The organism is Parabacteroides sp. merdae-related_45_40, from assembly GCF_001915675.1.
Genome location: NZ_MNQY01000030.1, coordinates 86825 through 101815, shown reverse-complemented (window position 1 = coordinate 101815; position 14991 = coordinate 86825). Strand labels below are relative to the sequence as shown.

General features: G+C 45.1%; 10 protein-coding genes and 1 tRNA gene. 4 read left to right on the top strand and 7 right to left on the bottom strand.

Annotated elements, in window-relative coordinates; genetic code table 11:
- Positions 1 to 150: 150 nt before the first annotated feature.
- A complete protein-coding gene (locus BHV83_RS01450) occupies positions 151 to 1422 on the top strand; it encodes a DNA recombination protein RmuC (RefSeq protein WP_057319752.1) in 1272 nt (423 codons plus the stop codon).
- On the top strand, positions 1419 to 3002 hold the full coding sequence (locus BHV83_RS01445; RefSeq protein WP_122144509.1) for a YfcC family protein: 1584 nt from the start codon (positions 1419 to 1421) through the stop codon (positions 3000 to 3002). The genes BHV83_RS01450 and BHV83_RS01445 overlap by 4 nt, the downstream gene beginning before the upstream one ends.
- On the opposite strand, the gene trxA is transcribed toward BHV83_RS01445, so the two are convergent.
- From trxA to tamL, 3 genes are all read right to left on the bottom strand, one after another.
- A complete protein-coding gene (trxA, locus tag BHV83_RS01440) occupies positions 2999 to 3298 on the bottom strand; it encodes a thioredoxin (protein ID WP_005855547.1) in 300 nt (99 codons plus the stop codon). The genes BHV83_RS01445 and trxA overlap by 4 nt on opposite strands.
- Before the next feature lie 244 nt (positions 3299 to 3542).
- Positions 3543 to 3616: transfer RNA gene (locus tag BHV83_RS01435), tRNA-Arg, on the bottom strand.
- Positions 3617 to 3694: 78 nt separating this feature from the next.
- The gene (gene tamL, locus BHV83_RS01430; RefSeq protein WP_005865267.1) at positions 3695 to 6055 is read right to left on the bottom strand and encodes a translocation and assembly module lipoprotein TamL; all 2361 of its coding nucleotides are present in this window, start codon (positions 6053 to 6055) and stop codon (positions 3695 to 3697) included.
- A 76-nt stretch (positions 6056 to 6131) separates the two neighbouring features.
- On the opposite strand from tamL, the gene BHV83_RS01425 reads away from it, so the two are divergent.
- The gene (locus tag BHV83_RS01425; RefSeq protein WP_005855539.1) at positions 6132 to 6899 is read left to right on the top strand and encodes a TrmH family RNA methyltransferase; all 768 of its coding nucleotides are present in this window, start codon (positions 6132 to 6134) and stop codon (positions 6897 to 6899) included.
- A 276-nt stretch (positions 6900 to 7175) separates the two neighbouring features.
- Here the strand turns inward: BHV83_RS01425 and BHV83_RS01420 are convergent, their stop codons facing one another.
- The 4 genes from BHV83_RS01420 to ileS all read right to left on the bottom strand — a co-directional run bounded on the left by BHV83_RS01420 (position 7176) and on the right by ileS (position 12550).
- Complete coding sequence (locus BHV83_RS01420; protein WP_008771662.1) at positions 7176 to 7961, bottom strand: DUF4296 domain-containing protein; 786 nt, start codon at positions 7959 to 7961, stop codon at positions 7176 to 7178.
- On the bottom strand, positions 7962 to 8579 hold the full coding sequence (locus BHV83_RS01415; RefSeq protein WP_005865261.1) for a lipoprotein signal peptidase: 618 nt from the start codon (positions 8577 to 8579) through the stop codon (positions 7962 to 7964).
- Positions 8580 to 8960 (bottom strand): TraR/DksA family transcriptional regulator, encoded by a 381-nt coding sequence (locus BHV83_RS01410; RefSeq protein WP_005855535.1) that lies wholly within the window; start codon positions 8958 to 8960, stop codon positions 8580 to 8582.
- A gap of 167 nt (positions 8961 to 9127) precedes the next feature.
- Positions 9128 to 12550 (bottom strand): isoleucine--tRNA ligase, encoded by a 3423-nt coding sequence (gene ileS / locus BHV83_RS01405; RefSeq protein ID WP_005865260.1) that lies wholly within the window; start codon positions 12548 to 12550, stop codon positions 9128 to 9130.
- Between the two features lie 225 nt (positions 12551 to 12775).
- On the opposite strand from ileS, the gene BHV83_RS01400 reads away from it, so the two are divergent.
- The gene (locus BHV83_RS01400; protein ID WP_048927734.1) at positions 12776 to 14983 is read left to right on the top strand and encodes an alpha-galactosidase; all 2208 of its coding nucleotides are present in this window, start codon (positions 12776 to 12778) and stop codon (positions 14981 to 14983) included.
- Positions 14984 to 14991: the final 8 nt, after the last annotated feature.

Here is a 14991-nt window from a genome sequence, read left to right as displayed (position 1 = left end):
TTAATAGTCTTACTTAAGTTGGCTGCACAAATATAAGCAGCTTTCTGTCGATAAAACAAACGAAAATAAACAATGTTCTTTTATTTAACTCTATTTAACTGCTGTTGCAAAATACAGATTATCTATCTTTGACGTCAAAATCAAAAACAGATGGATTGGATTATTATCGGCGGACTTCTTATAATCATCGTGATGCAAATCCTTTTGCGTCCTAAACAGCTAAATAATAACAAAGAAGACCTAGAAAAGTTGCTAAACGAGATACAACGCTCGTTCGACCGTATCGAGAAAAACTTTAGGGAAGACTTCCGCCTGAACCGGGAAGAAAGCCGTTTGGTAGCGAAAGATAACCGAGAAGAACTGGCTCATTCCATGAACGAGTTCAGGGAAGCTTTCGAACGTGGTATCGATTCTTTTAACAGGTTGCAGAAAGAGAAATTCGCCGCCTTGGACGAACGCCAGCAGAGATTAGTGGATAACACGGAAAAAAGACTGGAAGAAATCCGAGTCACCGTAGACGAGAAACTTCAAAAGACATTGAACGACCGTATCGGGCAATCTTTCCGTTTAGTCACCGAACAATTAGAAAGTGTACAAAAAGGACTGGGCGAGATGCAAACCTTAGCGCAGGATGTAGGCGGGTTAAAACGGGTACTTAGTAATGTTAAGACCCGGGGAAATATCGGGGAGATCCAACTCAGTATGTTATTGGAGCAGTTATTGGCACCAGAGCAATACGAGGCGAATGTACATACCCGGAAAGGTTCGGATGCTGTCGTTGAATTCGCTGTCAAGCTCCCCGGGCGGGATGATGCCCGAGAATTCGTATACCTTCCCATAGACGCTAAATTCCCGAAAGATGTATACGAACAGCTCCTAGACGCTTACGATGCCGCAGATTCCCAAGCGATCGAGACAGCCGGAAAATTATTGGAGACAACGATCAAGAAGATGGCTAAAGATATTTCGGACAAATATCTGGCGCCTCCCGCCACGACCGATTTCGGCATTATGTTCCTGCCGTTCGAGGGCATTTACGCCGAGGTCGTACGCCGTTCCGCTTTATTGGAGGACTTGCAACGAAACTACAAGGTAGTCGTAACAGGTCCCACTACCCTAGCGGCCATACTAAACAGTTTACAAATGGGCTTCCGTACATTGGCGATCCAAAAGCACTCAGGGGAGGTATGGACGATCTTAGGGGCCGTGAAAAAAGAATTCGAGAAAGTAGGCGGTATGCTCGAGAAAGCCCAAAAGAACTTGCAAACCGCCAGCGGGCAAATAGAAGAGGTTTTAGGTACCCGTACCCGTGCCATCCAACGTAAACTCAAAGACGTAGATACGCTTAGTGACCGTGAGGCCCGGGCTATCCTTCCCGAGATCGGAATATTAACAGAAGAAGACGAAAAAACAGAATCATGAAAAAGAGACAAATACCCCACACATACGTAATTATCTTTTACATCATCTTATTTTGCGCCATATTGACATGGGTTATTCCCGGTGGGCAATATACGGAAAGTATCAGCCCGGACGGAGAGCGAACCGTTGTATATGAATCCGTGGAAAGCGTACCTCAGACTTGGGAAGTACTCTCCGCCTTTTATAAAGGATTTGTGGACAAGGCGGATATCATTGTCTTTATCCTTATCATCGGCGGGGCATTCTGGATCGTGAACGACAGTAAGGCATTTGATATCGGAACAGTCAGTTTCCTGCGGAAAGCACGCAAAATGGAGAACAACCCTATCCTTCGTAAAATAGGCATAGATAATTTCTTATTGACCGCCATCATGTTACTTTTCAGTATATTCGGGGCTGTATTCGGGATGAGTGAGGAGACCATCGCTTTTTGTCTGGTCTTGGTCCCGATGGCGATATCTATGGGGTACGATTCCATAACTGGCGTATGTATGGTTTTTATAGCGGCGGGATTAGGTTTCGCCGGAGCGATTTTAAACCCTTTCACGATCGGTATAGCGCAAGGCTTGGCGGGGATTCCTCTTTTCTCCGGTATCGAGTATCGCATCGTTTGCTGGTGTATTATCAATGCGGTAGGCTTCACATGGATATTGCGTTATGCCGCCAAGGTAAAAAAGAACCCTCAATTGTCACCAGTCTATGAGGATGATCAATATTGGAGAGATTTGCATAGTACCAATTCCTTGGAAATCGTATACAGAACCCCGAAAGCCGCATGGATCAGTTTCGTCCTATTGGCTATCGTACTCGTTATCTTTTCGTTCTATTACCCCCAGACATCCTTAAAAATAGGAAATAGCGTAATCAAGGGACTACCCTTAATTCCGATTCTTAGCGTAGCGTTCGTGATCAGCTCGATATTTACCCTACGGAAAACCGTGCACTTATATATATTGAACCTTTTATTCTTCACGATCTTTTTCTTGATAACAGGCGTAATGGGCTACGGTTGGTATATTATGGAAATAGCGACCTTGTTCTTCGCCTTGGGCATAGCGGCGGGAATTGCCAATGGACGCGATCCGAATGAGCTTGTGAAACTATTCTTAGAGGGCTGCAAGGATATTATGAGCGCCGCCTTAGTCGTTGGCTTGGCTGGAGGTATTATCGTAATCCTGCAAGACGGTAAAGTGATCGATACGATTCTCTTTAACCTAGCGAAAGGGATGGAAGGTTTGGGACAAGTAGCTACGGTCGGGATGATGTACGTTATTCAAACGCTTATCAATTTAGTTATTCCTTCCGGAAGCGCCAAAGCGGCCCTTACCATGCCTATCATGGCCCCATTCTCGGAGTTGATCGGTTTATCCAAGCAAGCCACCGTCATGGCCTTTCAGTTTGGCGATGGCTTCACGAATCTGATAACTCCCACATCTGGTGTTCTGATAGCGGTTCTAGGAGTAAGCCGTATCCCCTACGATAAATGGTTCAAATGGGCATGGAAGTTCATCCTTGTCCTAGTGATCCTTGGATTCCTATTATTGATCCCAACGGTATTGATCCCGATGAACGGCTTTTAATCGATATAGCTTTGCGCCTTCCGCAATAGGCTTCCGTGATCCATCACGCCGGAAGAGCGCCATACGATCTCACCTTTCTTAAAGATGATCAAAGTGGGTACGGATTGGATCCTCAACTGTGTGGCAAGTGCCTCGTTCTTATCTACATCAATTTTAAGGACACGCACTTGTCCCGCCAACTCCTTCCCCAATGCCTCGACCGTCGGACTCAACACCTTACACGGGCCGCACCATGTCGCAAAAAAATCCACCAATACAGGTTTATCCCCTTTAATGATATCGTCAAATGTTTCCATCTTATCTACTTTTTAAATATTTACAATCTGTTTAATCTCAAATACAGGAATCCTGCTTAATAGCCCTTATCCCATCAAAAACAAAATTATGAAATTCTATCTCGAAATCTTCTATATAATAACCGATAGATAACACTCAAAGTTTTCCATAAAAGATCAATAAACAACGATCAAAACAAGCAAAAGAAAAAAACTGGCATCTGATTATAACAAAAAAAGGGAGACTCTAAAAGAGTCTCCCTCGTGATCGGGCTGGGATTCGAACCCAGGACCCACAGCTTAGAAGGCTGTTGCTCTATCCAGCTGAGCTACCTGACCATCCTTATTTTCGTGGTGCAAAGGTAAGGATTTTTCTTTTCCTTGCAAACTTTTAGTACACTTTTTTACATATTGAATTTAGAATGGATAACCAACGGCAAAATGCAAGGCGAAATTATCCTTGAAATTAGGACGGGTTATCGCCCAACGCCTAGACTTTTTCTCCTGAGGATTATAAGCCTTGAAGCCTGTATCTAAACGTAGTAGAAAGAAATCAAAGTCCAAACGAAGTCCCAAACCATAGGAAACAGCGATCTCCTTGTAAAAACGAGAGAAATCAAAGTTTCCAGCCTTATAGCGTTCATCTGATACATTCCGGGTCCATATGTTTCCGGCATCTATGTAAGCCGCCAATTCAAACTTCCAAAAAAGTTTCGTTCGATATTCCAAGTTCAAATCCAAGCGGATATCCCCCGATTGAAGAGCGAAAGAAGTCGTGCTGTCAACTTCCATACTACCCGGACCTAACTCTCGTACAGACCATCCCCGGACACTATTCGCTCCCCCCGAGAAATAAGCACGCTCAAAAGGTAAATAGTTTGAGTTACCATAAGCCATCCCCACTCCCACTCCTATATGGAAAGCTAACTTGTTACGACTGTCAAGCACGATTCCTTTACTAAAATCGAAATCCAATTTCACATATTGCGCATATTCCGTACCAAACAACTCATAATAACCGTCATCATTTTTCTTCGCCCCCGTAAGATGCGAAAAGGCACTCAACAAATTCCCTGCGACCTCGACCGACGCACGTAGGGAATGCGTGTTTCTCAAACGATTCTGGGGAGAATAATTACTGAAGGAATAAGTATATCCCGAACTCATGATAAAATGGTTCGTATAGTTATACAACACCATATAATCCGGCAAGCTATTGATAAAGTCCATATTCTTATCCGGCAAATACACATAATTCAAGTCTACAAGCTTAAAGGTATGGCGTGCCTGTGTATTGCCCCGATCTTGCCAAATATAACTCCAACCACCAGATAGAATCGCCCTCGTATACTCCGGACGTTTTTGCAGGTTGTAACTTATTTTCGCTTCAGTTGACGCACGTAGCCGCCTACGAAAATCCGAACTCAAGAATGGGAACAAGAAACGAGGAAACAGCAAGGACCCTTCCGCACCTAACTCCCAGTAATTACCAAAGCCATTCGCCTTATTTCCGGATAACGCCTCGTAAGCCCCTCTCACCCTCGCCGAGAATAGCTCCGATCCTCGGAAGATATTCCTATGCTGATAATTCAAGCTGGAGGCAAACCCATAATCACCCGCCGAGTTAGTACCTTCCAAATCCACTCCCACCGTATTTATCTTCGCAGGAGAAGTGAGAATGTAACAATCCAACTTCATCGTATCCCGCTCCTCTACTTCCGTAAAACGTATATTTACATTCCTCAAAGCCCTTAGAGAAGCGAACGCTGAATAGGTCTGCTCTATATTCTTCTCACTAAATAATTGCCCCGGACGAATATAAGTACTCCTCCGGAGCACGCTCGGACGGATACTCTTCCCGTTCCGGCCATATACGATATTCACCCCTGCGCTGAGCATCGTATCTGTAGCCATGAAACTAGCGTCCTCTCCTACCCCCATCGGATTATAATCGGTTAAGACCGTTACATCCTTAATATAATACTGACGATGCGGCTGATCCTCTACCGACCCATTGGGCAACACCTTCCGATAAGGTTTCATGGACATATCAAGATCCACGACATTTTGGTTAAAAGAACTATCAGCGATATATCCTAAATAATCCCGATTAAAACCATAATACCCGTTCCAGCGAAGTAAGGTCGTAATACGCTCCCGCTCCTTGTCCAATATATCCCGGTCAAATAAAGTTCCTTCCTTAACTAATTGGTTATACTCTTCCTGTGAGGACCGGAACGCAGAAGCTAAGGGAGAGCGGCGAGGCGCTTTCAGATGTGCCAAACTATCAATTTTCGGATCGGGGAACTTCATCGTGTAATTGCGTATCCTATATGGATCGTTCGCCTTTATATGGTAAGTTACAACCGCTTTCTTATGGCGTGTCGTATCGATCGTCGTTGATACATCCGCATGGACATACCCTTTATTAATGTAAAAACGCTCTAGTTCCATGGCGGACTGTTCCACCAACATCGTATCCAGCACCACGGGAGGCTCACCAATCCTACGTAACTGTTTATTGATCCATTTCTTCTCATTCTTACCAGACCAATCATAGACAAACAACTGCCACTTCATCAGACCAAACACCTTGAAGTTTGGTTGCTGCCTAAGATAAGATTTTAAATCCGCAGACTTATAATCCTTGTTATCCGACACGATCTCCACCTTATCCAGCAAATATTCCCCATCCGGCACAAACTTGGTCGTACTACAAGAGGCTAGCAGTAGTACGATACAGATAAAATAGCATATACGTAGAGATCGATTCATCATTCCAAGCTTTTTACGATCGCGAATGTACTGGAATTTAAAGAATTTACCGTACTTTTGTTTTGTAAAAAGAACTAAGATGCTAAGCAAGACCAAAGTCAAATACATCCGTTCTCTGGAATTAAAGAAATTCCGGAATGAAAATAATGTTTTTGTAGCCGAAGGAAATAAATTGGTAGCCGATATGTTACCGGCCTTTGAATGTGAGTTATTAATAGCCAAGCCATCTTGGATGGCTACACAAGGCGATATTCCGGCCAAGGAGTTATTGGTAGCGGAAGAAGATGATATTCGTAAAGCCAGTTTCCTGAAAAATCCCCAAGATGTACTCGCAATCTTTAAACGCCCCAATTGGGATATAACGGAAATAACGCCGGAAAAGGAGCTTGTTCTCGCATTAGACGGAATCCAAGATCCGGGCAACTTAGGTACGATCATCCGGTTAGCGGACTGGTTCGGTATTTCCCATATCGTATGCAGCAAAGATACCGCCGATGTTTTCAGTCCAAAAACCGTACAAGCCACTATGGGTGCGCTCGCCCACGTAAAAATACATTACACCGATCTGGAAACGTTCTTACAGGCCCAATCTGCCCAAGCCATACCTTTATACGGCACCTTCCTTGGCGGAGAAAACTTATATGAGAAAACCTTATCCGGAAACGGTATCTTGATAATGGGTAATGAAGGAAATGGAATACGTCCCGCCATCGAGGCTTTTGTAAACGAAAAATTGTATATCCCGAACTATCCGGAAGGAAGAGACACCTCAGAGTCTCTCAATGTGGCCATCGCTACAGCCGTGGTCTGTGCCGAGTTTCGCAGACGCCAAGGGAATCCCGCTTAAACGATATATATGGACTGAACAACCCGGCGTAATCTTTTCAGTTAACACCGGCCAAGATCCCATCACCTGCTTAAAACCAATCGCCGGTTCCGAGGAAAGAACCGGCACCAGCACTCCATCATAAAAAGCGGTTCCAGCTATCTCCTCATTCAACGGGTAAACACCATGAAACACACCATTATCATCCAGTTCGATATAATGCATACGATAAACCTGCTTACACCAAACGTAATGAGCGGCAATTCTTCTCATAAGTACAATAAACAAATAGAGAGATTACTTAATAGAATCCTTAGGTAATTCGGCAAGCTCCTTACCATAGTTATATTTCATCAAGCTTAAGCTATCTATATACACCTTATAATAAGTCGTATCCATATTATCCATACGGATATATCCAAACACACGCTTTACTTTCTTAGTTGGTATAGTCTTCAAGATCGTCTCGTGATATCCATCTTTCGTGATCTTACTATTCACCGTCAAGGTCGTATCACCTTGGTCTGCGCTTAAACGTACCTCCGGCTTATAAGCCATTTTGTTATTCAATCCCCAGACACGCATGCCCAGCACGAAACTACTGCCCGAGGAATAATTCGTTTCCGGACGTATATCGAAAGTCACCCCATTAAATACAGAGGTAGGAGACAAGACCAGATAAGAACGGCGAGGCCAAATATCCACAGAATCCCGGTTCGATACCGGCGCAGCGTCCGCCTGCACATCCCCTAAGTTATTGATCCGTTTATTAAGATCGGCCAAGACCCGGTTGTAGACCTCCATATAAATATCCAAGTTACGGCCGTACCACACCAACGAGCTATCATACACCGCTTGTGTAATATCATGCTTACGGAATACAGACTCATACAAGGCAAGCTTCATGGTATCGGATTTATAAGTATTATAATCCACATTTACCATGGCCTCAGCCAGCAACATATCCGTCAAGACACCCTGCATCTTTTTCTCCGACAGAATACCATCCGGAACCTTACTACATGCCGCCAGCAACGTCGTGGCTAATAAAGCCATACCATATATCCGTAATTTTCTCCGCATTTATTTCTCTTCTTTCGAAAGGCTAGCCGACAAAGTATGCCGATAAAATATTAACAAAAGGAAAACTCCCACGCAAATCGCCGAGTCCGCCAAATTAAAGATCGGACGGAAGAAAACGAACTCCTGTCCACCCCAGATCGGAACCCAATCAGGGAATACGGTCTCTATCAATGGGAAATAGAACATATCCACCACCTTACCATGCAGCCAAGAGGCATAACCACCTCCCTCCGGCATAAAAGTAGCAAGTTGCCCGAAACTATGGTCGAAGATCACGCCATAGAATATCGAGTCGATTATATTTCCCACCGCCCCCGCGAAAACCAAAGATATACAGGCAATAAAACCGAATTTATAATTTTCTTTAACCAGCTTATACAAATAATATCCGATAAACAATACAGCCACGATACGGAATACGGAAAGGAATAATTTCCCAATCACCTCTATACCGAATGCCATACCCGGATTCTCGGTAAAATAGAGATAAAACCACGGAGTTATCTCTATACTCTCATGCAACTGCATGTGGGTCTTAATCCATATTTTCAGCGCTTGGTCAAGAAGAAGGAGCAGTATTATGATTAACACTGCTCCCCAACCTTTAGAATATCTCATTTACTTTGCACCTCCTTGTTTTGCTTCGATACTTAAAGTCGCATGAGGCACGGCACGTAGCCTTTCTTTCGGGATCAATTTACCAGTCTCCCGGCAAATACCGTAGGTCTTATTCTCGATACGGATCAAAGCGGCCTGCAAATTCTGGATGAATTTCATCTGGCGTTGCGCCAAACGGCCCGCCTCTTCCTTCGATAACGTAGAAGCGCCTTCCTCCAGCACCTTGAATGTAGGAGACGTATCAGCCACGTCGTTACCGTCGGAATTCGTAACCCCTGATCGCAAAAGCTCGTAATCCCTCTTCGCGATTTCCAGTTTCTCTAATATAATAGCGCGGAACTCCTCGAGCTCAGCGTCTGAATATCTTGTCTTCTCTGCCATGGTTCTAAAAAAATTTAGGTTCAACAATCGTTCAAATATCAATCAAAAAGAAGAATTAAGAATGAATATAAAATCATATTATTTCTTCTTTGCATGCAAAGATAATATAATTATCGATTTTCCTATATTTCATTCCTAATTCTTCCGCAAGAAATGCTATTCTATTTTTAAGCTTTCTCGATCTTTACGGACAATTTAAAGTCCTCGAAATCGAGTTCCGTAGCGTCGCTGATCGCATTATCCATGATTTCGATAGATTCCGCCAATACTTGGTTAGCGATATAATCCTTATAATCATGGATCGCCTCATCCATCTCCTCGCAAGAAAGAATGGATACATGGATCTTATCCGTTATATCGAAACCGCTGCTCTTACGCAAGTTTTGGATACGATTCACCAACTCACGGGCCAGCCCCTCCTTACGCAAATCCTCGGTTACGGTAATATCCAAAGCGACTGTCAAGCGACCTTCATTAGCGACCAACCAACCCGGGATATCCTCAGAGATGATCTCTACATCCGTACGCTCCAAAACGGCCTCCTGTCCATCTACCATCAAGGTAAACGTTCCGGCTTTCTCGAAAGCGTTGATATCTTCTTGGCTCATCGATTGAATCGTGGCGGCCAACGCCTTCATGATCTTTCCGTAGCGCGGGCCCAACTTCTTAAAGTCCGGTTTGATCTTCTTCACCAAGATACCTGCCGTATTATCCACGAACTTCAGCTCCTTCACGTTCACCTCGTTCAAGATAAGGTTCTTCACGGCCTCGATACTCTCTTGTTGATGAGCGTCTACAACCGGAATCATTACCGTATGCAACGGCTGGCGAACCTTGATATTCACCTTGCGGCGAAGAGCCAATACCATAGAAGAAACATCTTGAGCCATTTGCATACGTTCTTCCAAATTCTTGTCGATCTTAGACTCGTCGTAAACCGGGAAATCAGACAAGTGTACGGACTCAACGTTCTCACGTCCCGTAACAGCGACCAAGTCCAAGAATAACTGATCGGCATAGAACGGAGCGATCGGAGCCATCAACTTAGCCACTGTCTCCAAGCAAGTATATAAAGTCTGGTAAGCGGACAACTTATCCTCCGTCATACCACCACCCCAGAAACGGCGGCGGTTCAAACGCACATACCAGTTACTCAAGTTATCATTTACGAAATCAGAGATAGCACGTCCGGCACGAGTCGGCTCGTAAGCCTCCAAGTAGCCATCCACATCCTTCACCAAGCTGTTCAACAGAGAAAGGATCCAACGGTCAATCTCCGGACGCTTGCTCCATTCCACATCCGGATCGGAGTAGTCGAAGCCATCCACGTTCGCGTACAAAGCAAAGAATGAATACGTATTATATAATGTACCAAAGAACTTACGGCGAACTTCCTCGATACCATCGATATCAAACTTAATATTATCCCATGGTGAAGCGTTCGTGATCATGTACCAACGCAACGGGTCCGAACCATACTTCTCGATCGTAGAGAATGGATCAACAGCGTTGCCCAAGCGTTTAGACATCTTGTTTCCGTTCTTATCCAATACCAGACCGTTAGACACGACAGCCTTGTAAGCCACGCTATCAAAGATCATGGTGCCCAGAGCATGCAGGGTAAAGAACCAACCACGTGTCTGGTCAACACCCTCAGCGATAAAGTCAGCCGGATAGATCTGACGATTATCGAACTCCTTCAAGTTCTCGAACGGATAGTGGATCTGGGCATAAGGCATAGCGCCGGAATCGAACCATACGTCGATCAAGTCTGTCTCACGCTTCATCGGCTTGCCGGAAGCGGAAACCAAGATAATATCATCCACATACGGACGGTGCAAATCGATCTTCTCGTAGTTTTCCTTCGTATAATCTCCCGGAGCGAAGTCCTTATAAGGGTTAGACTCCATAAAGCCGGCCTTCACCGATTTCTCGATCTCGCCGAACAGCTCTACCACGGAACCGATACACTTCTCCTCGCTACCATCTTCCGTACGCCAGATCGGTAACGGAGTACCCCAATAACGGCTGCGGCTCAAGTTCCAGTCTTGCAAGTTCTCCAGCCATTTGCCGAAACGTCCCGTACCCGTGCTCTGCGGTTTCCAGTTGATCGTATTGTTCAACTCGATCATGCGCTCACGGCAAGCGGTCGTGCGGATAAACCAGCTATCCAACGGATAATACAATACCGGCTTATCAGTACGCCAACAATGCGGGTAATTGTGGACATGCTTCTCGATCTTGAACACCCGGTTCTGGGCCTTCAGCATCATGCAGATCTCTATATCTAACGTCTCATCTTTATCCGTCTTCGTATCATCGTAAGCGTTCTTCACGAATTTTCCTTGCCATGGATCATAATCAGAAGCGTTCATACAATTTTGTACAAACTCCGGAGCCAAGTCTTCCAGCTTATAGAACTTACCGGTCATATCCACCATAGGGCGCATATTTCCATCCTTATCCTGCATCATCAAAGGAGGAACCCCGAATGTTTTCGCCACACGGTTATCGTCCGCACCAAACGTCGGCGCGATATGTACGATACCCGTACCATCCTCTGTCGTAACGAAATCACCCGTGATCACACGGAATGCACCTTCACCCGGATTTACCCATGGGATCAATTGCTCATATTTCATACCGGCCAACTCGGAACCCTTCCACTCACCTACTACGCTGAAAGGAACCAGCTTGTCACCCGGTTTGTAATCAGACAAAGAAAGCTCCGCAGCTTTCGGATTGAAATAAGCAGACAATAAATCTTTCGCTATAACAGCAGTCATCGGGATACCCGTGTAAGGATTATAAGTCTGTACAGCCAGATAAGTAATATTCGGGCCTACGCAAAGCGCCGTATTGGAAGGCAACGTCCAAGGAGTCGTTGTCCATGCCAAGAAATAAGGATCGCCGAATTGTGCCATCTCCGGTTTCGGGTCCAATATATGGAACTGTGCCGTACAAGTCGTATCCTTCACGTCACGATAACAGCCTGGTTGGTTCAACTCGTGCGTGCTCAAGCCCGTACCCGCAGCGGGAGAATACGGTTGGATCGTATAGCCTTTATATAAAAGACCTTTCTTATAAAGCTCTTTCAATAGATACCACAAGGTCTCGATATAGCGGTTATCATACGTGATATACGGATTCTCCATATCCACCCAATAACCCATCTTCTGCGTCAGATCCTCCCACTCTTTCGTGAACTTCATCACGTCCTTACGGCAAGCGGCGTTATACTCAGCGACAGAAATCTTCTTACCGATATCTTCCTTCGTGATGCCCAAAGCCTTCTCCACGCCCAACTCGACAGGCAGACCGTGTGTATCCCAACCCGCCTTACGATTCACCAAGAATCCCTTCATGGTTTTATAGCGGCAGAAAATATCCTTAATCGAACGGGCGATAACATGGTGAATACCCGGCATACCGTTTGCGGATGGAGGACCCTCGTAGAATACGAATGTAGGATGTCCCTCTCTTGTTTCAAGACTCTTATGGAAGATGTCTCCATCCTTCCATTTCTTCAGCACCTCTTTATTTACGTTCGACAAGTCAAACTTAGAATATTCGGTAAATTTCTTACTCATATCGCGATGTATTTATCTTGCTTCTAAAAAATTGCCGCAAAGTTAGTGATTTCTTTCGAATTAGACAATATGGAATTTTCATTAATGAAAGCACAGGTTTCTTCTGCGTGAAACAAATTTTAGTTAAAGCAGAAAAGTAACAGTATCTGATAAAATCCTATTAGGAAACCTACCGGCTCTCTCCTACTTTTGCCCCTGAATTTAAATCTAACACCTACTAATAAAATGAACATTAAGAGTAAATTCGGTTATTTATGTTGCGCCTTCCTATTGACCACTAGTTTATGGGCACAAGACGTATTGATTTCCACGAGGAATACCTCATTATTGCTAGACGCACCTGTCGGCGGAGAGGTAAGATTCATCTACTATGGAGACAAGTTATCCACTTCCGATGCGGCTACCTTGCTCGAGACCGAGCAGAAAACATTTTCCGCTTATCCGGTCTACGGCTTGAATTGCCCCTCCGAAAGCGCATTGTCCGTTACCCATGGCGACGGGAATATGACCCTTCAACTGGAAGTCATAAAAGTAGATACACGAAAAGAGCAAACGGCAGATATCACAACGATCCGATTAAAAGATAAAGTGTATCCTTTTTATATGAATCTCTGTTACAGAACCTATCCGGACGCCGATATCATCGAGACTTGGACAGAGATCACGCATGAGGAGAAAAAAGCGATCACCCTCAATCGTTTCGCTTCCGCTTATCTGCCGATCCGGAAAGGAGACGTATGGGTTTCCCACTTATACGGCTCATGGGCAAACGAGGCTCAATTGGCACAAGAACCGTTACGACCGGGCATCAAGATGATAAAAAACAAGGATGGTATCCGCAACTCCCATACCGCCCACGCCGAAGTGATGATCTCCCTAGACGGAAAACCAAAGGAAAACACCGGTTCCGTTATTGGCGCCGCCCTATGCTATAGCGGTAACTACAAATTATTCTTCGATACGGATGATAGCGACTATCACCATTTCTTCGCGGGAATAAACGAGGAGAACTCGGCTTACACCCTCAAAGCCAAAGAAAGTTTCCGTACACCGGAATTGGCGCTGACTTACAGTAAGGACGGCTTAAGCGGAAGCAGCCGAAATTTCCACGCATGGGCACGCAAACATAAGATAGCGAATGGAGCGACCGCCCGGAAAATCTTACTAAACAGTTGGGAAGGTGTATATTTCGATATCAATCAAGAAGGTATGGACCAAATGATGAGTGATATCCAGTCTATGGGCGGCGAGTTGTTCGTCATGGACGACGGCTGGTTTGGCGATAAATATCCTCGTAATAAAGATAACTCGTCCTTAGGGGATTGGATGGTTGATGCCCGAAAACTACCAAGAGGCATCGAGGGCCTGATCGCCGACGCCAACAAGCATGGTATTAAATTCGGTATCTGGATCGAGCCGGAAATGGCCAACACGACAAGCGAATTGTACGAGAAGCATCCGGAATGGGTATTGAAAGCTCCAAACAGGGAAATCGTCCTGGGGCGTGGCGGTACACAGGTCGTTCTTGATCTCTCCAATCCCGAGGTGCAAGACTTCATATTCGGTATCGTCGACAACTTGATGACAACATACCCGGAGATCGATTATATCAAATGGGACGCCAATATGAGCATCCTGAACCATGGCTCCCAATATCTGCCTTCGGATCAGCAAAGCCATATGTATATCGAATATCACGAAGGATTCAAGAAAGTCTGTGAGCGTATCCGAGCCAAATACCCGGATTTAACCCTACAGGCTTGCGCCAGCGGTGGAGGCCGGGCAAATTACGGTGTCATGCCTTACTTCGATGAGTTTTGGGTAAGCGACAATACCGATGCCTTACAGCGTATCTATATGCAATGGGGTACTTCTTATTTTTTCCCGGCTATCGCCATGGCCTCACACATCAGCGCCGCCCCCAACCATCAAACATTCCGGGTCATTCCCCTAAAATATCGGATCGACGTAGCGATGAGCGGCCGTTTGGGCATGGAGATCCAACCCAAGAATATGACAGAAGAAGAGAAAACACTTTGCCGCAAGGCGATCGCCGATTATAAGACGATCCGTCCCGTCGTGCAATTCGGCGATATCTACCGTCTGGTTTCTCCGTACGATCGTTTGGGAGTAGCTTCCTTGATGTACACTTCACCGGAGAAAGACAAAGCCGTATTTTATTGGTGGAAGACCGAGCATTTTGTCAACCAACATTTACCCCGTGTAAAGATGAACGGATTATCCCCAGACAAGAAATACAGAGTCTGCGAACTGAACCGGATCGACAACGAGCCTCTGGCCTTCGAGGGTAAAGCTTTCACCGGAGAATATCTCATGGCGAACGGACTGGAAATCCCTTATAATCACATTGTCGATTATCACAAACAGAATGATTACTCGAGCCGGGTGCTTTATTTGGAGGAAGTTAAATGATGAATAAA

Coding starts and splice junctions, on each gene's coding strand:
- BHV83_RS01445 (WP_122144509.1), top strand. CDS start 1,419: ATGAAAAAGAGACAAATACCCCACACATACGTAATTATCTTTTACATC.
- ileS (WP_005865260.1), bottom strand. CDS start 12,550: ATGAGTAAGAAATTTACCGAATATTCTAAGTTTGACTTGTCGAACGTA.
- trxA (WP_005855547.1), bottom strand. CDS start 3,298: ATGGAAACATTTGACGATATCATTAAAGGGGATAAACCTGTATTGGTG.
- BHV83_RS01415 (WP_005865261.1), bottom strand. CDS start 8,579: ATGAGATATTCTAAAGGTTGGGGAGCAGTGTTAATCATAATACTGCTC.
- BHV83_RS01425 (WP_005855539.1), top strand. CDS start 6,132: ATGCTAAGCAAGACCAAAGTCAAATACATCCGTTCTCTGGAATTAAAG.
- tamL (WP_005865267.1), bottom strand. CDS start 6,055: ATGATGAATCGATCTCTACGTATATGCTATTTTATCTGTATCGTACTA.
- BHV83_RS01450 (WP_057319752.1), top strand. CDS start 151: ATGGATTGGATTATTATCGGCGGACTTCTTATAATCATCGTGATGCAA.
- BHV83_RS01400 (WP_048927734.1), top strand. CDS start 12,776: ATGAACATTAAGAGTAAATTCGGTTATTTATGTTGCGCCTTCCTATTG.
- BHV83_RS01420 (WP_008771662.1), bottom strand. CDS start 7,961: ATGCGGAGAAAATTACGGATATATGGTATGGCTTTATTAGCCACGACG.
- BHV83_RS01410 (WP_005855535.1), bottom strand. CDS start 8,960: ATGGCAGAGAAGACAAGATATTCAGACGCTGAGCTCGAGGAGTTCCGC.